At 53.4% G+C, this 21983-nt stretch carries 17 protein-coding genes, 2 tRNA genes and 4 rRNA genes; 11 read left to right on the top strand and 12 right to left on the bottom strand.

Annotation, left to right across the window (positions count from 1 at the left end):
- The first annotated feature begins 160 nt into the window (after nt 1-160).
- The 6 genes from HF650_RS21490 (at nt 161) to HF650_RS21515 (ending at nt 7440) form a co-directional block, all read left to right on the top strand.
- Nucleotides 161-2248, top strand: a complete 2088-nt coding sequence (locus tag HF650_RS21490) for an EAL domain-containing protein (RefSeq protein ID WP_187800294.1) — start codon at nt 161-163, stop codon at nt 2246-2248.
- Between the two features lie 335 nt (nt 2249-2583).
- Entirely contained in the window at nt 2584-2805 is a 222-nt protein-coding gene (locus HF650_RS21495; RefSeq protein ID WP_187800295.1) for a lipoprotein, read from the top strand.
- 474 nt (nt 2806-3279) lie between these two features.
- Nucleotides 3280-4305, top strand: a complete 1026-nt coding sequence (locus HF650_RS21500; protein ID WP_187800296.1) for an amino acid ABC transporter substrate-binding protein — start codon at nt 3280-3282, stop codon at nt 4303-4305.
- Nucleotides 4306-4378: 73 nt separating this feature from the next.
- Entirely contained in the window at nt 4379-5560 is a 1182-nt protein-coding gene (locus HF650_RS21505; RefSeq protein ID WP_187800297.1) for an amino acid ABC transporter permease, read from the top strand.
- 9 nt (nt 5561-5569) lie between these two features.
- Nucleotides 5570-6673, top strand: a complete 1104-nt coding sequence (locus HF650_RS21510; RefSeq protein ID WP_187802785.1) for an amino acid ABC transporter permease — start codon at nt 5570-5572, stop codon at nt 6671-6673.
- Between the two features lie 8 nt (nt 6674-6681).
- A complete protein-coding gene (locus HF650_RS21515; RefSeq protein ID WP_054803019.1) occupies nt 6682-7440 on the top strand; it encodes an amino acid ABC transporter ATP-binding protein in 759 nt (252 codons plus the stop codon).
- 118 nt (nt 7441-7558) lie between these two features.
- On the opposite strand, the gene rrf (HF650_RS21520) is transcribed toward HF650_RS21515, so the two are convergent.
- The 6 genes from rrf (HF650_RS21520) to HF650_RS21545 all read right to left on the bottom strand — a co-directional run bounded on the left by rrf (HF650_RS21520) (nt 7559) and on the right by HF650_RS21545 (nt 12820).
- Nucleotides 7559-7674: ribosomal RNA gene (rrf, locus tag HF650_RS21520) — 5S ribosomal RNA — on the bottom strand.
- Between the two features lie 39 nt (nt 7675-7713).
- A tRNA-Thr gene (locus HF650_RS21525) sits at nt 7714-7789 on the bottom strand.
- A 14-nt stretch (nt 7790-7803) separates the two neighbouring features.
- Nucleotides 7804-7919, bottom strand: a 5S ribosomal RNA gene (gene rrf / locus HF650_RS21530).
- A gap of 91 nt (nt 7920-8010) precedes the next feature.
- Nucleotides 8011-10916 (bottom strand): 23S ribosomal RNA (locus HF650_RS21535).
- Nucleotides 10917-11118: 202 nt separating this feature from the next.
- Nucleotides 11119-11194: transfer RNA gene (locus HF650_RS21540), tRNA-Glu, on the bottom strand.
- Nucleotides 11195-11278: 84 nt separating this feature from the next.
- Nucleotides 11279-12820: ribosomal RNA gene (locus tag HF650_RS21545) — 16S ribosomal RNA — on the bottom strand.
- Together the 16S, 23S and 5S rRNA genes with 2 tRNA genes alongside form the textbook arrangement of a ribosomal RNA operon.
- Before the next feature lie 469 nt (nt 12821-13289).
- Between HF650_RS21545 and HF650_RS21550 the strand changes: the two genes are divergently transcribed.
- On the top strand, nt 13290-13844 hold the full coding sequence (locus HF650_RS21550) for a gamma carbonic anhydrase family protein (RefSeq protein ID WP_187800298.1): 555 nt from the start codon (nt 13290-13292) through the stop codon (nt 13842-13844).
- On the opposite strand, the gene HF650_RS21555 is transcribed toward HF650_RS21550, so the two are convergent.
- The 6 genes from HF650_RS21555 to dprA are packed head-to-tail and all read right to left on the bottom strand — an operon-like array spanning nt 13820 to nt 17611.
- On the bottom strand, nt 13820-14077 hold the full coding sequence (locus tag HF650_RS21555; protein WP_187800299.1) for a DUF1488 domain-containing protein: 258 nt from the start codon (nt 14075-14077) through the stop codon (nt 13820-13822). The genes HF650_RS21550 and HF650_RS21555 overlap by 25 nt on opposite strands.
- On the bottom strand, nt 14074-14892 hold the full coding sequence (aroE, locus tag HF650_RS21560; protein WP_187800300.1) for a shikimate dehydrogenase: 819 nt from the start codon (nt 14890-14892) through the stop codon (nt 14074-14076). Before aroE ends, HF650_RS21555 begins: the two co-directional genes overlap by 4 nt.
- Nucleotides 14893-14896: 4 nt before the next feature.
- Nucleotides 14897-15469: an L-threonylcarbamoyladenylate synthase type 1 TsaC gene (gene tsaC, locus HF650_RS21565; RefSeq protein WP_187800301.1), complete on the bottom strand. Its 573-nt coding sequence runs from the start codon at nt 15467-15469 to the stop codon at nt 14897-14899.
- Nucleotides 15470-15472: 3 nt separating this feature from the next.
- A complete protein-coding gene (locus HF650_RS21570) occupies nt 15473-16015 on the bottom strand; it encodes a topoisomerase DNA-binding C4 zinc finger domain-containing protein (protein WP_187800302.1) in 543 nt (180 codons plus the stop codon).
- 26 nt (nt 16016-16041) lie between these two features.
- On the bottom strand, nt 16042-16515 hold the full coding sequence (smg, locus tag HF650_RS21575) for a DUF494 family protein Smg (RefSeq protein WP_187800303.1): 474 nt from the start codon (nt 16513-16515) through the stop codon (nt 16042-16044).
- A complete protein-coding gene (dprA, locus tag HF650_RS21580) occupies nt 16487-17611 on the bottom strand; it encodes a DNA-protecting protein DprA (RefSeq protein WP_187800304.1) in 1125 nt (374 codons plus the stop codon). Before dprA ends, smg begins: the two co-directional genes overlap by 29 nt.
- Before the next feature lie 129 nt (nt 17612-17740).
- Here dprA and def point away from each other — a divergent pair, with 129 nt between their 5' ends.
- The 4 genes from def to trkA are packed head-to-tail and all read left to right on the top strand — an operon-like array spanning nt 17741 to nt 21955.
- Nucleotides 17741-18250 (top strand): peptide deformylase, encoded by a 510-nt coding sequence (gene def, locus HF650_RS21585; RefSeq protein ID WP_023479413.1) that lies wholly within the window; start codon nt 17741-17743, stop codon nt 18248-18250.
- Between the two features lie 21 nt (nt 18251-18271).
- Nucleotides 18272-19219 (top strand): methionyl-tRNA formyltransferase, encoded by a 948-nt coding sequence (gene fmt, locus HF650_RS21590; RefSeq protein WP_187800305.1) that lies wholly within the window; start codon nt 18272-18274, stop codon nt 19217-19219.
- Between the two features lie 47 nt (nt 19220-19266).
- Nucleotides 19267-20556, top strand: coding sequence for a 16S rRNA (cytosine(967)-C(5))-methyltransferase RsmB (gene rsmB / locus HF650_RS21595; protein ID WP_187800306.1), 1290 nt, complete (start codon nt 19267-19269; stop codon nt 20554-20556).
- A 22-nt stretch (nt 20557-20578) separates the two neighbouring features.
- On the top strand, nt 20579-21955 hold the full coding sequence (gene trkA / locus HF650_RS21600) for a Trk system potassium transporter TrkA (RefSeq protein WP_187800307.1): 1377 nt from the start codon (nt 20579-20581) through the stop codon (nt 21953-21955).
- Nucleotides 21956-21983: the final 28 nt, after the last annotated feature.

Consider the following 21983-nt stretch of genomic DNA (forward strand, 5'->3'; position numbering starts at 1 on the left):
TGCTTGCTGCGATATTTGGTAAAAGTGCGGCGATTTCTTTGATTAGCGCAGAGATTTAAATCGTTTTGAGCCCTCCCCAGACAGTGATAATGTCTCAGCCCTTTTCGCCTCAATGACCGTAGCAATACGTAACGCCCTTAGTGAATGAGTTGATGACATCATGCTGGTTAGCCAATACGACTATATCCTTGTTGTTGTTTCGTTTGTTGTAGCCATTTTGGCCTCTTACACCGCGCTGAATATGGCCGGACGCGTCTCCACCAGCAGCGGTGCCTCCTCCTGGGTGTGGCTGAGCGGCGGCGGCGTGGCGATGGGCATCGGCATCTGGGCGATGCACTTTATCGGCATGCTGGCGATGAATATGTCGATGAACATGCGCTACGAGCCCGTTCTTACCGGTTTATCAATGGCGATCGCTATCGTCTCCTCGCTCTTTGCGCTGTGGCTGGTTAGCGCGCCAAAATTGCACCTGCGACGGCTTATTCCCGGTTCTGTCGTGATGGGGCTTGGCATTGCCGCGATGCATTACACCGGTATGGCGGCGCTACAGGTCTCGCCGCCAATTATCTGGCATAAAGGCTGGATTGCCCTCTCTATACTCATTGCTCTCGCGGCCTCGTTTGCCGCGTTATGGCTCACCTTCCGCCTGCGCCACGAAGCGGCACAGGTTGCGCTTATGCGCTTTGGCGCGGCCATCTTAATGGGGCTTGCTATTACCGGTATGCACTACACCGGGATGATGGCGGCACAGATCCCCTTCCAGCACCATCACATTGCAATGGCGCACCACGGCTTCAATAACAACTGGCTCGCCGTGCTGGTGAGTATGATGGCCTTTTCTGTGCTCGGCATTACCCTCCTGGTTTCGATGTTTGATGCCCGCTTACAGGCGCGAACCTCGCTGCTTGCCACGTCGCTTGCGGCGGCCAACCGCGAGCTGGCGAGGCTGGCGCTGCACGACACCTTAACGCGCCTGCCAAACCGCGTCCTGCTGGAAGATCGCATTGAGCAGGCGATCAATAAAGCCCGCCGTGAAGAGAGCGCGTTTGCGTTGATGTTTATGGATCTCGACGGCTTTAAGACGGTCAACGACGCGTGGGGACACGATGTCGGCGATAAGTTGCTGGTAGCGGTGACCGAGCGGCTCACGCAGCAACTTCAGGGGCAATATACGCTGGCGCGCATTGGTGGCGATGAGTTTGTGCTGCTGGCGGAGATTGCCGCACCGGACGATGCCGCGACGATTGCCAGCTCGCTCATCCGCGCCGTCGATCGCCCTTTTACTCTTGATCCCTATGATGTGATGGTGACACTGAGTATCGGTATCGCGCTCTACCCTGACGATGGCAAAAATGAGCGCGAGTTGATGTTCAACGCCGATGCAGCGATGTATCACACAAAACATATGGGCCGTAACGGCTATCACTTCTTCCAGCCTTCAATGAACCGGCTGGCGCAAACCCAGCTGCAGCTGCTGAATGATTTGTGGATGGCGCTGGAGCGTAAGGAGTTCCGCCTCGTTTACCAACCTAAATTCCAGGCACCTTCCGGGCCGGTTGTCGGATTTGAGGCGCTGTTGCGCTGGCACCACCCCCATCAGGGTGTATTGAGCCCGGATCTCTTTTTGCCACTGGCGGAGAAAACCGGTCTGATCGTTCCGCTCGGTGACTGGATAATCGATGAGGCTTGTCGCCAGCTCAGCGAATGGCGCCAGCAGGGCCACACGGAGTGGACGATAGCCGTAAACCTCTCGACGTTACAGTTTGAGCATAGCGCGCTGGTAGAAACTATTCTGGGCACGCTGAGCAGACATAATGTTCCGCCTGAGCAGCTAATTCTGGAAGTAACTGAAACAACAGCGATGAGTAACCCCGACGAGAGCGTGCGGGTATTAACCGAACTGAGCGACGCGGGCGTGAAAGCGTCAATTGATGACTTCGGGACCGGTTACTCAAGTCTGCTTTACCTTAAGCGTCTGCCGGCGTGCGAGCTTAAGATCGATCGCGCGTTTGTCCGCGAGCTGGGCCAGGAAGGTGAAGATGCCACGATTGTTTCCGCGATTGTCGCGTTAGCCAGAACGCTGAACCTCAAAGTTGTCGCTGAAGGCGTTGAGACGGAACAGCAGCAGGCATTTCTCACTGAATTGGGCTGTAATACGCTGCAGGGTTATCTGTTAGGTAAGCCGGTAAGTGCAGAAACCATTACCGCTCAGGGGAATAACTTCATGCCAGTCGAAAAAGTGTCGTGAAGTTTGAGGATTAAATAAAGGCGTCTGCGGGCGCTTTTATTTTACGTCAGTGACAAATTAGATTATTCTCATGCCTTTAAAAGCGGGTTGCGGTTTTTAAACGCTGTTTTTATCTTCCTGTTTTCTTAATCTCACTTTTATTTATCTCATCTCCATAATTTCTGCACAATTTCGCTTAAATAGCGTTTCTAACTTCATTAAGTTTACACAGGACATATTTGGACATTATTGCCCCGATGAATCCGTTTTACTGAATGATAAAATCAAGAAATAGATACAGACCAGATATTGCGACTGTTGATATCAGGAGTCGCCGTTACATAGAGGTAATGACAATGAAAAAAATGATCTCCGTCGCCCTGCTGGCAACCTTCCTCGCGGGCTGTGCGCATGACTCCCCTTGCGTACCGGTCTATGACGATCAGGGCCGCCTGGTACATACCAACACTTGCATGAAAGGCACCACGCAGGATAACTGGGAAACAGCAGGCGCGATTGCCGGTGGCGCGGCAGCCCTTGCCGGCTTAACGCTCGGTATTGTGGCTCTCACCAAATAATCCTCTTAAGCGCGGTTTTCCGCGCTTTTGCTTTATAACGGTGCAGTAAATTCTCACTTCGCCATTTTTTCTATCGAAAACGTGCATCAACTCCCGTTATAAGCATCGTTTTTTTATATTTCATTTCCTCATTTCAACGCAGTTGTTTCTCTTACATGATTACATTCACAAAATAACCTCATCCTATTTAATGCTTATATTCACCTGCGAAACTTGTCTGGCTGAAATAGCAAATTAATGGCGCTGTTTTGCTCCATTTTGTGGAGTGGGTTCTATTTTTGCACCAGTCCGGGGCATTGCTTCCGCACTTTCCTGTCTACACTCATCCTGAAACCTGTTTGTATTCCTTAAATACCCTGCATACACCAACCTGGCATCACCTTTGCTTTATCCACTGCGGCCTTCGCCACAGACAGGTTCAGGCGTTACCCGGACGCCCCATATAACGATAATTTTCGCCACACAGGATGCCTTATGAAAAAGATGATGATCGCCAGCCTGGCTGCTGCCGGCGTGCTGTTTGCTGTCGCCGGTCAGGCGCATGCAGGTACTACGCTTGATGCTGTCAAAAAGAAAGGGTTTGTTCAGTGCGGGATCAGTGATGGTTTACCTGGTTTCTCTTATGCGGACGCAAACGGTAAATTTTCCGGTATCGACGTAGATATCTGCCGTGGCGTTGCCGCTGCCCTTTTCGGCGACGACAGCAAAGTGAAATATACCCCGCTGACGGCGAAGGAGCGTTTTACCGCGCTGCAATCCGGTGAAGTGGACATGCTCTCGCGCAACACCACCTGGACCTCCTCACGCGATGGCGGGATGGGGCTCTCCTTTACCGGCGTGACCTACTATGACGGCATTGGCTTCCTGACCCATAACAAAGCGGGCCTGAAAAGCGCAAAAGAGCTTGATGGCGCAACCGTTTGTATTCAGGCAGGTACTGATACCGAGCTGAACGTGGCGGATTACTTTAAATCCAACAAAATGAGTTACACCCCGGTGACGTTTGATCGCTCTGACGAGTCGGCGAAGGCGCTGGAGTCTGGCCGCTGCGATACGCTGGCCTCCGATCAGTCTCAACTCTATGCGCTGCGTATCAAGTTGAGCAACCCGGCAGAGTGGATCGTCTTGCCGGAAGTGATATCGAAAGAGCCGCTCGGCCCCGTGGTACGCCGCGGTGACGATGACTGGTTCGCTATCGTGCGCTGGACGCTCTTCGCCATGCTGAATGCGGAAGAGATGGGCATTACCTCGAAGAACGTTGATGAGAAAGTGGCTAACCCTGCAACGCCGGATATGGCGCACCTGCTCGGGAAAGAGGGTGATTTCGGCAAAGATCTTAAACTCGATAATAAGTGGGCTTACAACATTATTAAGAAGGTCGGTAACTACTCCGAAGTCTTCGAACGTAACGTCGGTTCTGAAAGCCCGCTGAAAATCAAACGTGGCCAGAACAACCTCTGGAACAACGGCGGGATTCAGTACGCTCCGCCGGTGCGTTAATTCGCCGCTGCCGTAACGGGCGTCACTCTGCGGTGACGCCCAGCCCAGAATTATGGTTACTGAGGTTTTCTCTATGCCCCATCGCCGCCCAACCGTGAAAGGCGCGCTCTCCCTTTCAAACCCTGCGGTTCGCGCCTGGCTGTTTCAAATCCTGGCGATTATCGCCGTGGTCGTTGTTGCCCTCTATTTGCTCCATAACGCGGTGACTAACCTCAACAACCGGGGAATTACCTCCGGCTTCGCCTTCCTTGACCGCGCGGCCGGCTTTGGCATTGTTCAGCATCTGATTGATTATGAGCAGGGTGATTCCTACGGACGGGTCTTCCTGGTCGGTTTACTCAATACGCTGCTGGTCTCGGCGCTCTGTATTGTTTTCGCCTCACTGCTGGGCTTCTTCCTCGGGCTTGCCAGGCTCTCTGAAAACTGGCTGCTGCGAAAGCTGTCGACGATCTATATCGAGACCTTTCGCAATATCCCGCCGCTGTTGCAGATCTTCTTCTGGTACTTTGCGGTGCTGCGCAATCTGCCCGGCCCGCGTCAGGCGGTAAATGCCATGGAGCTGGTCTTTCTCAGCAACCGTGGCCTCTATATCCCCTCTCCGCAAATGGGCGAAGGAATGCTTGCCTTTGTCGGCGCGCTGGCATTAGCGGCGGCACTTATCGTTGGCCTGTTTCGCTTTAACAAAGCACACCAGGTCAAAACCGGTCAGTTGCGGCGAACCTGGCCTGCTGCGCTGGGGCTGATTATTGTATTGCCGCTGATGGCGCATGCGCTGTTTGGGGCGGCGCTGCATTGGGAAGTGCCGCAGCTGCGCGGTTTTAACTTCCGCGGTGGCATGGTGCTGATCCCGGAGTTGGCAGCGCTGACTATCGCGCTTTCGGTTTATACCTCCGCCTTTATCGCCGAGATTATTCGCGCCGGTATCCAGTCTGTACCGCACGGGCAGCATGAAGCAGCGCGCTCACTTGGGCTACCCCATCCGGTCACGCTGCGGCAAGTGATTATTCCCCAGGCGCTGCGGGTGATCATTCCACCGCTGACCAGCCAGTATCTCAATATTGCAAAGAACTCATCGCTGGCGGCGGCGATTGGCTACCCCGATATGGTGTCGCTGTTTGCCGGTACGGTGCTGAACCAGACCGGTCAGGCGATTGAAACCATCGCCATTACGATGTCGGTCTATCTGCTTATCAGCCTCGCTATTTCGCTACTGATGAATATCTATAACCGCCGTATTGCCCTGATTGAGCGCTGAGGATCAATGATGACAAAAGCTATTGTGTCGCCCTCCACGCGCCCGCTGCCCTCGGGAAATAACGGCATGCTGCTGTGGGTGCGTAAAAATCTCTTTTCAAGCTGGTCAAACTCGCTGCTGACGCTCTTTTGTCTGTGGATGATGTGGGAGCTTATCCCGCCGCTGCTGCAGTGGGTGCTGTTCCAGGCGAACTGGGTTGGTTCGACGCGCGCAGACTGCACCAAAGCGGGCGCCTGCTGGGTCTTTATCCACCAACGCTTCGGCCAGTTTATGTATGGGCTCTACCCGCACGACCAGCGCTGGCGTATCAACCTGGCGCTGGTTGTTGGCCTGCTCTCTATTATGCCGATGTTCTGGAAAGGGCTGCCGCGACGCGGGCGCTACATTGCCTGCTGGGCGGTGCTCTATCCGCTGGTTGTCTGGTGGCTGATGTTTGGCGGCTTTCTTGGCCTGGAGCGCGTTGAGACACGCCAGTGGGGCGGCCTGACGCTGACGCTGATTATCGCCTCGGTCGGTATTGCCGGCGCCCTACCGCTGGGGATCTTACTCGCACTAGGCCGCCGCTCGACAATGCCGGTGGTGCGGATCCTGTCGGTTATGTTTATCGAGTTTTGGCGTGGCGTACCACTGATTACAGTGCTGTTTATGTCGTCGGTGATGCTGCCGCTGTTTATGGCTGAAGGCACCACTATCGATAAGCTCATTCGCGCGCTGGTTGGGGTGATCCTCTTCCAGTCTGCCTATGTGGCGGAAGTGGTGCGTGGCGGGTTACAGGCATTGCCAAAGGGGCAGTACGAAGCCGCTGAGTCGCTGGCGCTGGGCTACTGGAAAACACAGGGGCTGGTGATCCTGCCGCAGGCGTTAAAACTGGTGATCCCGGGGCTGGTGAACACCATTATCGCGCTGTTTAAAGATACTAGCCTGGTAATCATTATCGGTCTGTTTGATCTCTTTAGCAGCGTGCAGCAGGCGACGGTCGATCCCGCCTGGCTTGGGATGTCGACGGAAGGGTATGTGTTTGCTGCGTTAGTTTATTGGGTTTTCTGTTTTAGTATGTCGCGCTATAGCCAGCATTTGGAGAAGCGCTTTAACACCGGGCGTACACCGCACTGAGGATGATGATGAGTAATACAACAATGCAATCTGGCGACGCGATGATCACGCTCGAGAATGTGAATAAGTGGTACGGGCAATTCCATGTGTTGAAAGATATTAATCTGCATGTGAAGCAGGGGGAGAGGATCGTACTTTGTGGGCCGTCAGGGTCAGGGAAGTCGACTACTATTCGCTGTATCAACCACCTGGAAGAGCATCAGCAAGGGCGTATTGTAGTCGACGGTATTGAGCTGAATGAAGATATTCGCAATATCGAGAAGATTCGTCAGGAAGTGGGGATGGTTTTCCAGCACTTCAATCTTTTTCCCCATCTGACCGTTCTGCAGAACTGTACGCTGGCACCAATTTGGGTGCGCAAGATGCCGAAGAAGGAGGCGGAAGCGCTGGCAATGCACTATCTGGAGCGGGTACGCATTGCCGAGCATGCGCATAAATTTCCGGGGCAGATTTCGGGTGGGCAGCAGCAGCGCGTCGCGATTGCGCGCTCGCTCTGTATGAAGCCAAAAATTATGCTTTTCGATGAGCCTACTTCAGCGCTGGATCCGGAAATGGTCAAAGAGGTGCTTGATACCATGATTGGGCTTGCGCAGTCGGGTATGACGATGCTGTGCGTGACCCATGAGATGGGCTTTGCCCGCACCGTCGCGGACCGGGTAATCTTTATGGATCGCGGCGAGATCGTAGAGCAGGCAGCGCCTGACGAATTCTTTGCACAGCCGAAATCAGAGCGTACACGCGCGTTCTTATCGCAGGTTATCCACTGATTTTGTTGTACTTTTTGTTCAGGCTACCCGGTGGGTGGCCTTTTTTATCGTCGGGTTTAGCTGGATCCAGAATGACAAAAGGCCCCGTCTTTCGACGAGGCCTTCTGCTTTGTTTGATGCCTGGCAGTTCCCTACTCTCGCATGGGGAGACCCCACACTACCATCGGCGCTACGGCGTTTCACTTCTGAGTTCGGCATGGGGTCAGGTGGGACCACCGCGCTAGTGCCGCCAGGCAAATTCTTTTCTTATTGCCGAACTTTAACCGTTATAACTGGTGCTGATACCCAGAGTCGAACTGGGGACCTCACCCTTACCAAGGGTGCGCTCTACCAACTGAGCCATATCAGCACACTAAATTTGATGCCTGGCAGTTCCCTACTCTCGCATGGGGAGACCCCACACTACCATCGGCGCTACGGCGTTTCACTTCTGAGTTCGGCATGGGGTCAGGTGGGACCACCGCGCTGTTGCCGCCAGGCAAATTCTGTTGTCATGCCGCATGTCGCCGCACAACTAATCTGGTATCAGCTGAAAATCTGTCTCTCACGCCAAAACATCTTCGGCGTTGTAAGGTTAAGCCTCACGGTTCATTAGTACCGGTTAGCTCAACGCATCGCTGCGCTTACACACCCGGCCTATCAACGTCGTCGTCTTCAACGTTCCTTCAGGAGACTTAAAGTCTCAGGGAGAACTCATCTCGGGGCAAGTTTCGTGCTTAGATGCTTTCAGCACTTATCTCTTCCGCATTTAGCTACCGGGCAGTGCCATTGGCATGACAACCCGAACACCAGTGATGCGTCCACTCCGGTCCTCTCGTACTAGGAGCAGCCCCCCTCAATTCTCCAGCGCCCACGGCAGATAGGGACCGAACTGTCTCACGACGTTCTAAACCCAGCTCGCGTACCACTTTAAATGGCGAACAGCCATACCCTTGGGACCTACTTCAGCCCCAGGATGTGATGAGCCGACATCGAGGTGCCAAACACCGCCGTCGATATGAACTCTTGGGCGGTATCAGCCTGTTATCCCCGGAGTACCTTTTATCCGTTGAGCGATGGCCCTTCCATTCAGAACCACCGGATCACTATGACCTGCTTTCGCACCTGCTCGCGCCGTCACGCTCGCAGTCAAGCCAGCTTATGCCATTGCACTAACCTCCTGATGTCCGACCAGGATTAGCTGACCTTCGTGCTCCTCCGTTACGCTTTAGGAGGAGACCGCCCCAGTCAAACTACCCACCAGACACTGTCCGCAACCCGGATCACGGGTCCACGTTAGAACATCAAACATTAAAGGGTGGTATTTCAAGGTTGGCTCCACGCAGACTGGCGTCCACGCTTCAAAGCCTCCCACCTATCCTACACATCAAGGCTCAATGTTCAGTGTCAAGCTATAGTAAAGGTTCACGGGGTCTTTCCGTCTTGCCGCGGGTACACTGCATCTTCACAGCGAGTTCAATTTCACTGAGTCTCGGGTGGAGACAGCCTGGCCATCATTACGCCATTCGTGCAGGTCGGAACTTACCCGACAAGGAATTTCGCTACCTTAGGACCGTTATAGTTACGGCCGCCGTTTACCGGGGCTTCGATCAAGAGCTTCACCTTGCGGTTGACCCCATCAATTAACCTTCCGGCACCGGGCAGGCGTCACACCGTATACGTCCACTTTCGTGTTTGCACAGTGCTGTGTTTTTAATAAACAGTTGCAGCCAGCTGGTATCTTCGACTGGTTTCAGCTCCGTGAGCAAGTCACTTCACCTACGCACCAGCGTGCCTTCTCCCGAAGTTACGGCACCATTTTGCCTAGTTCCTTCACCCGAGTTCTCTCAAGCGCCTTGGTATTCTCTACCTGACCACCTGTGTCGGTTTGGGGTACGATTTCGTGTTACCTGATGCTTAGAGGCTTTTCCTGGAAGCAGGGCATTTGTCACTTCAGCACCGTAGTGCCTCGTCATCACGCCTCAGTGTTAGAGTGAACCGGATTTACCTGGAACACACACCTACACGCTTAAACCGGGACAACCGTCGCCCGGCCGACATAGCCTTCTCCGTCCCCCCTTCGCAGTAACACCAAGTACAGGAATATTAACCTGTTTCCCATCGACTACGCCTTTCGGCCTCGCCTTAGGGGTCGACTCACCCTGCCCCGATTAACGTTGGACAGGAACCCTTGGTCTTCCGGCGAGCGGGCTTTTCACCCGCTTTATCGTTACTTATGTCAGCATTCGCACTTCTGATACCTCCAGCATGCCTCACAGCACACCTTCGCAGGCTTACAGAACGCTCCCCTACCCAACAACACATAGTGTCGCTGCCGCAGCTTCGGTGCATGGTTTAGCCCCGTTACATCTTCCGCGCAGGCCGACTCGACCAGTGAGCTATTACGCTTTCTTTAAATGATGGCTGCTTCTAAGCCAACATCCTGGCTGTCTGGGCCTTCCCACATCGTTTCCCACTTAACCATGACTTTGGGACCTTAGCTGGCGGTCTGGGTTGTTTCCCTCTTCACGACGGACGTTAGCACCCGCCGTGTGTCTCCCGTGATAACATTCTCCGGTATTCGTAGTTTGCATCGGGTTGGTAAGCCGGGATGGCCCCCTAGCCGAAACAGTGCTCTACCCCCGGAGATGAATTCACGAGGCGCTACCTAAATAGCTTTCGGGGAGAACCAGCTATCTCCCGGTTTGATTGGCCTTTCACCCCCAGCCACAGGTCATCCGCTAATTTTTCAACATTAGTCGGTTCGGTCCTCCAGTTAGTGTTACCCAACCTTCAACCTGCCCATGGCTAGATCACCGGGTTTCGGGTCTATACCCTGCAACTTAACGCCCAGTTAAGACTCGGTTTCCCTTCGGCTCCCCTATACGGTTAACCTTGCTACAGAATATAAGTCGCTGACCCATTATACAAAAGGTACGCAGTCACCCCATAAAGAGGCTCCCACTGCTTGTACGTACACGGTTTCAGGTTCTTTTTCACTCCCCTCGCCGGGGTTCTTTTCGCCTTTCCCTCACGGTACTGGTTCACTATCGGTCAGTCAGGAGTATTTAGCCTTGGAGGATGGTCCCCCCATATTCAGACAGGATACCACGTGTCCCGCCCTACTCATCGAGCTCACAGCCAGAGTGCTTTTGTGTACGGGGCTGTCACCCTGTATCGCGCGACTTTCCAGACGCTTCCACTAACACTCAGGCTGATTCAGGCTCTGGGCTGTTCCCCGTTCGCTCGCCGCTACTGGGGGAATCTCGGTTGATTTCTTTTCCTCGGGGTACTTAGATGTTTCAGTTCCCCCGGTTCGCCTCGTTAACCTATGTATTCAGTTAACGATAGTGCAACGGATTGCACTGGGTTTCCCCATTCGGACATCGCCGGCTGTAACGGTTCATATCACCTTACCGGCGCTTTTCGCAGATTAGCACGTCCTTCATCGCCTCTGACTGCCAGGGCATCCACCGTGTACGCTTAGTCGCTTAACCTCACAACCCGAAGATGTTTCGTAAAACATCTTAAGTTGCGAAAATTTGAGAGACTCACAGAACAATTCGCATTGTTCAGTGTTTCAATTTTCAGCTTGATCCAGATTTTTAAAGAGCAAATATCTCAGACATGACTCGCTGTTCACACAGGAATCAGGTTTGAGATACATCGGCAGGTGACTTTCACTCACAGACCAGCAAGTGGCGTCCCCTAGGGGATTCGAACCCCTGTTACCGCCGTGAAAGGGCGGTGTCCTGGGCCTCTAGACGAAGGGGACACAAAGTCTCACTCGCAAGACGCCTTGCTATTTACTTTTCATCAGACAATCTGTGTGGACACTACAGGGAAAGGTTCTTTAAGGTAAGGAGGTGATCCAACCGCAGGTTCCCCTACGGTTACCTTGTTACGACTTCACCCCAGTCATGAATCACAAAGTGGTAAGCGCCCTCCCGAAGGTTAAGCTACCTACTTCTTTTGCAACCCACTCCCATGGTGTGACGGGCGGTGTGTACAAGGCCCGGGAACGTATTCACCGTGACATTCTGATTCACGATTACTAGCGATTCCGACTTCATGGAGTCGAGTTGCAGACTCCAATCCGGACTACGACGCACTTTATGAGGTCCGCTTGCTCTCGCGAGGTCGCTTCTCTTTGTATGCGCCATTGTAGCACGTGTGTAGCCCTGGTCGTAAGGGCCATGATGACTTGACGTCATCCCCACCTTCCTCCAGTTTATCACTGGCAGTCTCCTTTGAGTTCCCGGCCTAACCGCTGGCAACAAAGGATAAGGGTTGCGCTCGTTGCGGGACTTAACCCAACATTTCACAACACGAGCTGACGACAGCCATGCAGCACCTGTCTCACAGTTCCCGAAGGCACCAATCCATCTCTGGAAAGTTCTGTGGATGTCAAGACCAGGTAAGGTTCTTCGCGTTGCATCGAATTAAACCACATGCTCCACCGCTTGTGCGGGCCCCCGTCAATTCATTTGAGTTTTAACCTTGCGGCCGTACTCCCCAGGCGGTCGACTTAACGCGTTAGCTCCGGAAGCCACGCCTCAAGGGCACAACCTCCAAGTCGACATCGTTTACGGCGTGGACTACCAGGGTATCTAATCCTGTTTGCTCCCCACGCTTTCGCACCTGAGCGTCAGTCTTCGTCCAGGGGGCCGCCTTCGCCACCGGTATTCCTCCAGATCTCTACGCATTTCACCGCTACACCTGGAATTCTACCCCCCTCTACGAGACTCAAGCCTGCCAGTTTCGGATGCAGTTCCCAGGTTGAGCCCGGGGATTTCACATCCGACTTGACAGACCGCCTGCGTGCGCTTTACGCCCAGTAATTCCGATTAACGCTTGCACCCTCCGTATTACCGCGGCTGCTGGCACGGAGTTAGCCGGTGCTTCTTCTGCGGGTAACGTCAATCGACGCGGTTATTAACCGCATCGCCTTCCTCCCCGCTGAAAGTACTTTACAACCCGAAGGCCTTCTTCATACACGCGGCATGGCTGCATCAGGCTTGCGCCCATTGTGCAATATTCCCCACTGCTGCCTCCCGTAGGAGTCTGGACCGTGTCTCAGTTCCAGTGTGGCTGGTCATCCTCTCAGACCAGCTAGGGATCGTCGCCTAGGTGAGCCGTTACCCCACCTACTAGCTAATCCCATCTGGGCACATCTGATGGCAAGAGGCCCGAAGGTCCCCCTCTTTGGTCTTGCGACGTTATGCGGTATTAGCTACCGTTTCCAGTAGTTATCCCCCTCCATCAGGCAGTTTCCCAGACATTACTCACCCGTCCGCCACTCGTCAGCAAAGCAGCAAGCTGCTTCCTGTTACCGTTCGACTTGCATGTGTTAGGCCTGCCGCCAGCGTTCAATCTGAGCCATGATCAAACTCTTCAATTTAAAGTTTGATGCTCATCGAATTAAACCGTAATGAATTACGTGTTCACCCGTGAGACTTGGTATTCATTTAGTGTCCGAGGACATTAAGAATCCATGTCACCTGAGTGCCCACACAGATTGTCTGATAAATTGTTAAAGAGCAGTTGCGACGCGCTTCAGCGCTCTGTCGCGAGGTGGCGTATATTACGCTTTCCTCTTTCAGAGTCAACCCTCAATTTCAGGATTTTTTCTCTTCCGTTGAAGCGACTATCTGGTGAAGTGATTCACGTTGTCGTGTCAACGGAGGCGCATTATAGGGATCCCATTTTTTAGCACAAGTCTTTTTGCGATCTTTTTTTCCGACTGCTGTTTTTTCGCCCTTTTCGCTGAGTTCTCATGCGATCTGCGCAGTTTATGCACCACAAAATAGTTGCAGAAGGCGGATCCCGCGATCAAAGTGATAGCTCTGGCCCGATTGAAGTGAGGTGTTATGTCTACTGTACTGCGTCCTTATAAGGATCTTTTCCCAATTATTGGTCAACGCGTCATGGTTGATCCCACCAGCGTCGTTGTTGGTGATGTAAGAATGGCAGAGGATGTTGGCATCTGGCCGCTGGTTGTAATTCGTGGTGACGTCAATTATGTAGAGATTGGCGCACGCACTAACATTCAGGACGGCAGCGTTCTGCATGTTACGCATAAGTCTTCTTACAACCCTGACGGTAATCCATTGCTTATAGGGGAAGATGTAACGGTCGGTCATAAAGTGATGCTACATGGCTGCACCATTGGTCATCGCGTGCTGGTCGGTATGGGATCGATTGTGTTGGATGGAGCTGTGATTGAAGATGAGGTCATGATTGGCGCAGGCAGCCTGGTGCCACAAAATAAGCGTCTGGAGAGTGGATACCTTTATCTGGGCAGCCCGGTAAAACAGATTCGCCCCCTGACGGAGGCCGAAATCGAAGGATTGAAATACTCGGCAAATAACTATGTGAAATGGAAGGATGAGTATCTTACTCAGGAGAGCCAGATTACGCCCTGATCGTCTTCCTCTTGTTGGCGGATGCACTGCTCCGCCTCCTCTTCCAGATCCCAGCGATGCTGGCGAAAAAGCGCAAGATAATCTTCTGGCGTGTTGCCACCAAAACGCTGCGCCAGCACCGCACAGCTTATTGCACACATCATCTGCATGCCGTTAACCAGCGCGGGAAAAACAATCGCCTGTGTAGAATCATGCCACTCTTCACGATCGGGAAACTGGATTGCCTGGTTCATTTCGCCAGCTCCTGTTTAAGCATTGCGATAACAGGTTCAACTTCTGGTAACACGCCATGCCATAAAAATACGGCATGCGCCGCTTGCCCTACCAGCATTCCAAGCCCATCTGCGTGATTTACAGCACCAAGCTTTTCGCACCAGGCCAGGAACGGTGTGCTGCCTTTCTGATAAAACATGTCGTAGCAGTAAGTCTGCGGGCGAATAATAGCTGCCGGCAGTGCCGGAATATCACCCCCCATCCCGCTCGAAGTCGCGTTAATGATGAGATCAAATTCCCGCTCTACAAGCGACTCCATCTCCACTGCCTGTACGCTTCCGGTATGGGCAAAGAGTTCAGCTAGCGTCTGTGCACGAGACCAGGTACGGTTAGTGATGGTCAAAGCACAATCGAGTGATAGCAAGGGTAAAATCACCCCGCGCGCCGCGCCGCCCGCGCCCACCAGCAGAATGCGCGAGCCTGGCCGGATAAATGCCAACCGTTGCAGATCGCTTAAGAGCCCGATGCCGTCGGTGTTATCCCCGAGCAAGCGCCCATCCTCAAGGAGTTTAAGGGTGTTAACCGCCCCTGCCAGCGCAGCACGTTCCGTCAGCTCATCTGCACGAGCGAAAGCCTCTTCTTTAAAAGGCACGGTGACATTGGCCCCCCTGCCTCCATTATCAAAAAAGGCATTTAGCGTATTAACAAAATCATCAACCGGGGCCAGCGTTTTCCCGTAAGGGTGATCAATTTGCAACTGGCTGGCGAATTGCTTATGTATAAGTGGTGACTTGCTATGTGCAACAGGATTGCCAAAAACGACGTACGGTTCCATGCTTTTACCCCTGTCGGAAGAGTTCACCGGTGAGTGCATCACGGATTTCGGAAGGATTCTGCCGGCCACCAGTCGGTACATCGACAACCGGGAACTCTGGTCCGAATTGAGCAACAACCTCCTGAGCTGTTCTACACGGCGGCAGACCGGATAAGTTGGCGCTCGTCGATACCAGAGGTTTGCCATAAGCCTCGCACAACTCAACCACCAGCGGATGGTCGGTGACGCGCACGGCAAGAGAATCAAAACGCCCGGTTAGCCAGCGCGGCGTGGTCGGTTTTGCGGGAAACACGAATGTCACCGGGCCTGGCCAGCAGGCAAAGATTGCCTGACGTTGGGTGTCAGACAGCATGCTGTCGTCAATATAGGGTTTCAGTTGCGCAAAATTAGCGGCAATCAGTATCAACCCTTTTTCGACGGGCCGCTGCTTCAGTTTAAGCAGGCGATGTACCGCGACTTCACTATCTGGATCACAACCCACGCCGAAAACGGCTTCGGTTGGATAAGCGATGACTTCTTCTTTTTTCAGGATCGCCACCATTGTGGCGATGGGATCTTTTGGCAGGTTATTCTTCACGAGTTATTCCGCTGGGAGCAGCTTTCCACATTGTTTATTGGCACAGAAACATTTAACGCCCTGCGCGGTTTTCTTCTCTGTCAGCAGCGGGTAATGGCACACCGGGCACTCGCCCGCCACCGGTCTGGAATTAATAACGAACTGGCAATCAGGGTAGCGATCGCAGGAGTAGAAGGTTTTGCCGTAACGCGAACGACGCTGAACAAGATGCCCGCTTCGGCACTGCGGACAACCAATAGCCGTTTCATCAGGCTTATCGATTAGTTCGGTGTGTTCACAGGCTGGATATTGACTGCACCCAATAAACATACCGAAGCGCCCCTGGCGTAGCACCAGTTCGGCGCCGCAAAGCGGGCACAATTGACCATCCAGAACTTTGACGATATGTCCGTCTGCCTGGCTTTTCAGGGGGCGCACATAATCGCATTCTGGATAGTGAGAGCATCCGAGAAAAGGACCGTGTTTCCCGGAACGAATGACAAGTTCAGCCCCGCATTGTGGGCAGGGCTCATTATTACGCACAGTAAATAGTGCTGATTTGGTCATAATAACTCTTGAAGCTGCAAAAACAGTTAATGCAGCATACCTTCATTGACTTCAAAGAGTAATTCTTCCATTTGCTGGTAGGCGTTTTCACACCCCGGAATATTGAAGAGCACCATCAGGATGACCCATTTAAGATCTTCCAGCTCGAACTCAGCGTTATCCAGTGCCAGCGCACGTTCAATCACCATTTCTCGCGTTTCGAGGTTTAGCACCTGAATCTGCTCCAGGAATAGCAGGAATCCCCGGCAACTGGCATCCAGCCGTTCACTCTCTTCTGGCGTATAAATACGTAAGGAGAGCGGATCAGAAGCAAGCTGCATCGGTTCGGCCAGGCCTTCCTGATAATCAGCCAGCTTTTCCAGCCACATCAGCGCGTTGTAGATATCCTCACGATCAAATCCGGCGTCGGTAAGATCCCGTTCCAGTTTGTCCTGATCCACACGCAGTTCAGCTTCGTTATGGATGTAAGTCTCAAACAAGTACATTAGTACGTCGAACATGGCTTGCCCTCCTCAATCGGACATAGCCGCCGGGTACAGCTGCGATCCATCCTGCTAACTCCAGTTCAAGCAATTGAGCAGCTGCCACTGGCACAGGTTGGCCGGCACGTTCAGCGACGACGTCAACAGGTGTTACCTCATCTCCTACGTTAGCCAAGAGCTCAGGAAATGGCAATGCCACCTTTTCGCCTTCTGGAGGATAAATTGCATTTTCGTGCGTTTCCGCCACCCAATTTAGCCCATATTGCAAATGTTCAAGGATCTCTTCTGGGGCGGTAACGGGTGTCGCTCCCTGTTTTAATAGCCAGTGTGGCCCCTCGCTACCGGGGCTGCCAACGGCACCCGGTAATGCAAAAACGTCCCTACCTTGCTCAAGCGCCAGCCGGGCCGTCACCAACGAACCGCTGCGTAATGCGGCCTCGATCACAAATACCGCCCGGCTAAGACCGCTGATAATGCGGTTACGCCGGGGAAAATGGCCCGGTTTCGGGGGTGCCGATAAGGGGAACTCAGATATCAGCGCGCCGCCCTGTTCAAGTAGCTGGGAAGCAAGAGCGGAATGTCTGCGCGGATAGAGGCTAAAGAGCCCATTGCCCAGCACACCAATACTTTTCCCCCCTACGCTTGTTGCGGCGCGATGGGCAACGCTGTCAATTCCCAGCGCCATTCCGCTGGTAATCGTTAAGCCCACACGTGCGAGTGATTCACAAAAGAGACGCCCCCAGCGCTCGCCATACCATGAGTGCGCACGGCTACCCACTACGGCTAACTGCTGGGATTTCAATACCGCAATATCGCCTTTAACAAACAGCGCGCCGGGGTAATCAGCAATGGCGCGCAGTGGTTCAGGGTAAGCGTCATCGCTTGCCGCTATCAGGTGGTGTTGAGGGTTATCCAGCCAGGCCAGACAGCGATCGAGTTCGCGTGTCGAAAGGGAAAAAAAGCGTCGCGTCTGTGCCACCGTCATGCCTAAAACCTGCAGTTCGGTAGCCGTCATCGCACCGCTGCTCTCCAGTTGCTGTGCGATACTCAGCCACTTGTCGCCAGTGAGGTCACCAACCTGTATCAGACGTAACCAAATTTCTGTGGATGTCATTCCCTCTCCTCTGCCATAAGCCGTATCGGCAATCCTTGCGATCGGTCACTGATGCTGTCAATCGCCAGGGGATTTGTCTAGAATAGAGGGCATATTCTTTACAACTCCTGAACACAACTCTGGATATTTATGGCAGTTTTGCATGTGTTACATATTCCGGACGAGCGGCTTCGCAAAGTTGCCGATCCGGTAAAAGAAGTGAATGCGGATATTCAACGTATCGTTGATGATATGTTCGAAACGATGTACGCCGAAGAGGGCATTGGTCTCGCGGCGACGCAGGTTGATATTCATCAGCGAATTATCGTGATTGATGTCTCAGAAAATCGCGATGAGCAGTTGGTGTTAATCAACCCAGAATTGCTGGAGAAGAGCGGTGAAACGGGTATTGAAGAGGGTTGCCTCTCTATTCCGGAACAACGTGCCCTCGTTCCGCGAGCAGAAAAAGTGAAAATTCGCGCGCTGGATCGTAATGGCAATTCGTTTGAACTCGAAGCTGATGGTCTGCTGGCCATCTGTATTCAGCATGAAATGGATCATCTGGTCGGTAAACTCTTTATCGATTATCTATCTCCGCTGAAACGCCAGCGTATTCGTCAGAAAGTCGAAAAACTGGATCGTATGAACGGCCGCGCTTAACGCAGGCCGAAAAGGATAAACGTGTCAGACTCTCTACGTATTATTTTTGCCGGCACTCCTGATTTTGCAGCGCGTCACCTTGACGCGCTGCTCTCTTCTGAACATGAGATCGTAGGGGTCTTTACCCAACCCGATCGCCCTGCTGGCCGGGGTAAAAAACTGATGCCAAGCCCGGTAAAAGTGCTGGCGGAAGAGAAAGGCTTGCCCGTGTTTCAACCCGCCTCTTTACGGCAGCAGGAAAACCAACAGCTGGTCGCCGGATTGAGCGCTGATGTGATGGTGGTCGTCGCTTATGGGCTGATTTTGCCTAAAGCGGTGCTCGATATGCCGCGTCTTGGCTGCATCAATGTTCACGGCTCCTTGCTTCCGCGCTGGCGCGGTGCTGCGCCGATTCAGCGTGCGTTATGGGCCGGCGACGCGCAAACAGGCGTCACCATCATGCAAATGGATGTTGGTCTCGATACGGGCGACATGCTGTATAAACTGGCCTGCCCGGTAACATCTGCAGATACCAGCGCCACGCTTTACGACAAGCTTGCAGCGCTTGGGCCGCAGGGTCTTATCGAGACGCTGCAGCAGCTGGCGCAAGGCACAGCCCAGCCGCAAGTGCAGGATGAAGCGCTGGTCACCTATGCTGAGAAGCTCAGCAAAGATGAGGCGCGTATGGACTGGTCCTTGAGCGCAAAGCAGCTGGAGCGCTGCATTCGTGCCTTCAATCCGTGGCCGATGAGCTGGTTTGTGATTGATGAGCAGCCGGTCAAAGTATGGAAAGCCTCTGTGCTTCCCTCTTCAACGCAGGTTGAAGCCGGCACGATTGTCGACGCATCGAAATCTGGGATTCAGGTTGCAACCGCAGACGGCATACTGAATCTTGAGTCACTGCAGCCCGCGGGTAAAAAAGCGATGAGCGCGCAGGATCTGTTGAATTCGCGGCGGGAATGGTTTGTGCCAGGCAATCGTCTGGCCTGATTTCCTATTTAAGCCCGGTTCTGCCGGGCATTTTTATTTTTGTGGTTATGAAAAAACAGATGAATTTACGCAGCATGGCTGCGCAGGCAATTGAACAGGTTATTGAACAAGGGCAATCGCTCAGCAATATCCTGCCGCCGCTACAACAGAAAGTAACTGATAAAGATAAGGCGCTGCTGCAGGAGCTCTGCTTCGGCGTGCTGCGCGTCATGCCGCAACTGGACTGGCTTATTAATAAGTTAATGTCACGACCGATGACGGGTAAACAGCGGACGGTTCACTATCTCATTATGGTGGGTTTATACCAGCTGCTGCATACGCGTATTCCGGCCCACGCGGCGCTGGCAGAAACTGTCGAAGGTGCGGTTGTCATCAAACGTCCTCAGTTGAAAGGGCTGATTAACGGCGTGCTGCGCCAGTTCGAGCGCCAGCAGGAAGAGCTACTCGCCGAGTTCGCTAACAGCGAAAATTGCTACCTTTTCCCGGCGTGGCTGTTAAAGCGTGTACAACAAGCCTATCCGCAGCAGTGGCCGGAGATTATTGAAGCCAGTAATCAACGCCCGCCAATGTGGCTACGTGTCAATCGTCAGCACCATACCCGTGATAGCTGGTTGGCGCTGCTTGAAGAGAGCGGTCAGCAGGGTTTCACTCATTCCGATTACCCTGATGCAGTGCGTCTGGCAAACGCCGCACCGGTAACGTCGCTGCCGGGTTTTAGCGAAGGCTGGGTAACGGTTCAGGACGCTTCAGCGCAGGGTTGTATTACCTTCCTCGCACCGCAGAATGGCGAGCGTATTCTCGATCTCTGTGCCGCGCCGGGTGGAAAAACTACCCATATTCTTGAAGCGGCACCGCAAGCAAGCGTATTGGCCGTGGATATCGACGAGCAACGCTTGTCACGCGTCTATGACAACCTGAAACGTCTCGGCATGAAAGCCGAGGTGAAACAGGGTGATGGACGATTCCCCGCGCAGTGGTGCGGCGATGAGCAGTTTGATCGTATTTTGCTTGATGCGCCCTGTTCGGCTACGGGCGTTATCCGCCGCCACCCTGATATTAAGTGGCTGCGTCGCGATCGTGATATTAACGAACTGGCGCAGCTACAGGCAGAAATCCTTGATGCTGTCTGGCCACATTTGAAAAGTGGCGGTACGTTGGTTTACGCAACCTGTTCGATTTTACCGCAAGAGAACAGTTATCAGGTCGCAGCGTTCCTGAAACGTACCCCGGATGCGCAACTGAGCGAGACCGGTACATCAGAAATGCCAGGGCTTCAGAAGCTCCCAGGGGCAGAAGAGGGTGACGGCTTCTATTACGCTAAGCTAGTCAAACAGTAAGAGAGACAACGGATCACAGCAGATGAAGATAATTATTCTGGGTGCCGGGCAGGTCGGCGGCACGCTGGCTGAAAACCTGGTCGGTGAAAATAACGACATCACCGTTGTCGATACGAATGGCGATCGCCTGCACAGCCTGCAGGATAAGTTCGATTTACGGGTTGTGCAGGGCCACGGTTCTCACCCACGTGTACTGCGCGAAGCGGGCGCCGATGATGCAGACATGCTGGTCGCGGTCACAAGCTCCGACGAGACCAATATGGTCGCCTGTCAGGTGGCTTTCTCTCTGTTTAACACGCCAAACCGCATCGCGCGTATTCGCTCCCCCGACTATGTTCGGGATGCGGATAAGTTATTTCATTCTGAAGCCGTCCCTATCGATCACCTGATTGCCCCAGAGCAGCTGGTCATTGACAGCATCTATCACCTGATTGAATACCCGGGCGCGCTGCAGGTGGTCAACTTCGCTGAGGGCAAAGTGAGTCTGGCGGTGGTCAAAGCCTACTACGGCGGGCCGCTTGTTGGTAATGCGCTCTCCACTATGCGCGAGCATATGCCGCACATTGATACGCGAGTAGCGGCGATTTTCCGTCATGACCGGCCGATTCGCCCACAGGGCTCGACGATTGTTGAGGCTGGCGATGAAGTCTTCTTCATTGCCGCATCGCAGCATATTCGTGCGGTAATGAGCGAGCTGCAACGGCTGGAGAAGCCTTATAAACGCATCATGCTGGTCGGTGGCGGGAATATCGGTGCCGGGTTAGCGCATCAGCTTGAAAAAGATTACAGCGTTAAATTGATCGAACGCGATCAGCAGCGCGCTGCTGAACTTGCCGAGAAACTGCAAAATACGATCGTTTTTTACGGCGATGCATCTGATCAGGAACTGCTTGCTGAAGAGCACATCGATCAAGTAGATCTCTTTATCGCCGTCACGAACGATGATGAAGCCAACATTATGTCAGCGATGCTGGCCAAACGGATGGGTGCCAAAAAGGTGATGGTGCTGATCCAGCGTCGCGCCTATGTTGACCTGGTCCAGGGCAGCGTTATCGACATCGCCATCTCTCCGCAACAGGCGACCATTTCTGCCTTGCTGAGCCATGTGCGAAAAGCTGACATCGTGGGGGTTTCTTCCCTGCGTCGCGGCGTCGCCGAAGCAATCGAAGCGGTTGCGCACGGCGATGAAACGACATCGCGCGTGGTGGGACGTGTAATCGATGAGATCAAACTGCCGCCGGGGACGATCATCGGCGCGGTGGTTCGCGGAGACGATGTCATGATCGCCAATGATAATTTGCGTATTGAGCAAGGCGACCATGTGATTATGTTTTTGACCGATAAAAAATACATCACCGATGTCGAACGCCTCTTCCAGCCCAGCCCCTTCTTCCTTTAATTCTTCAGGGCGCTTTTACGGCGCCCTT

This window comes from Kosakonia sp. SMBL-WEM22 (assembly GCF_014490785.1).
Lineage (GTDB): Bacteria > Pseudomonadota > Gammaproteobacteria > Enterobacterales > Enterobacteriaceae > Kosakonia.

What these genes read in the sequence shown, in the direction of transcription:
- HF650_RS21550 (WP_187800298.1), top strand. Translation starts at nt 13,290, where the DNA reads ATGTCTACTGTACTGCGTCCTTATAAGGATCTTTTCCCAATTATTGGT.
- HF650_RS21500 (WP_187800296.1), top strand. Translation starts at nt 3,280, where the DNA reads ATGAAAAAGATGATGATCGCCAGCCTGGCTGCTGCCGGCGTGCTGTTT.
- HF650_RS21515 (WP_054803019.1), top strand. Translation starts at nt 6,682, where the DNA reads ATGAGTAATACAACAATGCAATCTGGCGACGCGATGATCACGCTCGAG.
- HF650_RS21490 (WP_187800294.1), top strand. Translation starts at nt 161, where the DNA reads ATGCTGGTTAGCCAATACGACTATATCCTTGTTGTTGTTTCGTTTGTT.
- rsmB (WP_187800306.1), top strand. Translation starts at nt 19,267, where the DNA reads ATGAAAAAACAGATGAATTTACGCAGCATGGCTGCGCAGGCAATTGAA.
- aroE (WP_187800300.1), bottom strand. Translation starts at nt 14,892, where the DNA reads ATGGAACCGTACGTCGTTTTTGGCAATCCTGTTGCACATAGCAAGTCA.
- def (WP_023479413.1), top strand. Translation starts at nt 17,741, where the DNA reads ATGGCAGTTTTGCATGTGTTACATATTCCGGACGAGCGGCTTCGCAAA.
- HF650_RS21495 (WP_187800295.1), top strand. Translation starts at nt 2,584, where the DNA reads ATGAAAAAAATGATCTCCGTCGCCCTGCTGGCAACCTTCCTCGCGGGC.
- smg (WP_187800303.1), bottom strand. Translation starts at nt 16,515, where the DNA reads ATGTTCGACGTACTAATGTACTTGTTTGAGACTTACATCCATAACGAA.
- dprA (WP_187800304.1), bottom strand. Translation starts at nt 17,611, where the DNA reads ATGACATCCACAGAAATTTGGTTACGTCTGATACAGGTTGGTGACCTC.
- HF650_RS21505 (WP_187800297.1), top strand. Translation starts at nt 4,379, where the DNA reads ATGCCCCATCGCCGCCCAACCGTGAAAGGCGCGCTCTCCCTTTCAAAC.
- HF650_RS21555 (WP_187800299.1), bottom strand. Translation starts at nt 14,077, where the DNA reads ATGAACCAGGCAATCCAGTTTCCCGATCGTGAAGAGTGGCATGATTCT.
- HF650_RS21570 (WP_187800302.1), bottom strand. Translation starts at nt 16,015, where the DNA reads ATGACCAAATCAGCACTATTTACTGTGCGTAATAATGAGCCCTGCCCA.
- HF650_RS21510 (WP_187802785.1), top strand. Translation starts at nt 5,570, where the DNA reads ATGACAAAAGCTATTGTGTCGCCCTCCACGCGCCCGCTGCCCTCGGGA.
- trkA (WP_187800307.1), top strand. Translation starts at nt 20,579, where the DNA reads ATGAAGATAATTATTCTGGGTGCCGGGCAGGTCGGCGGCACGCTGGCT.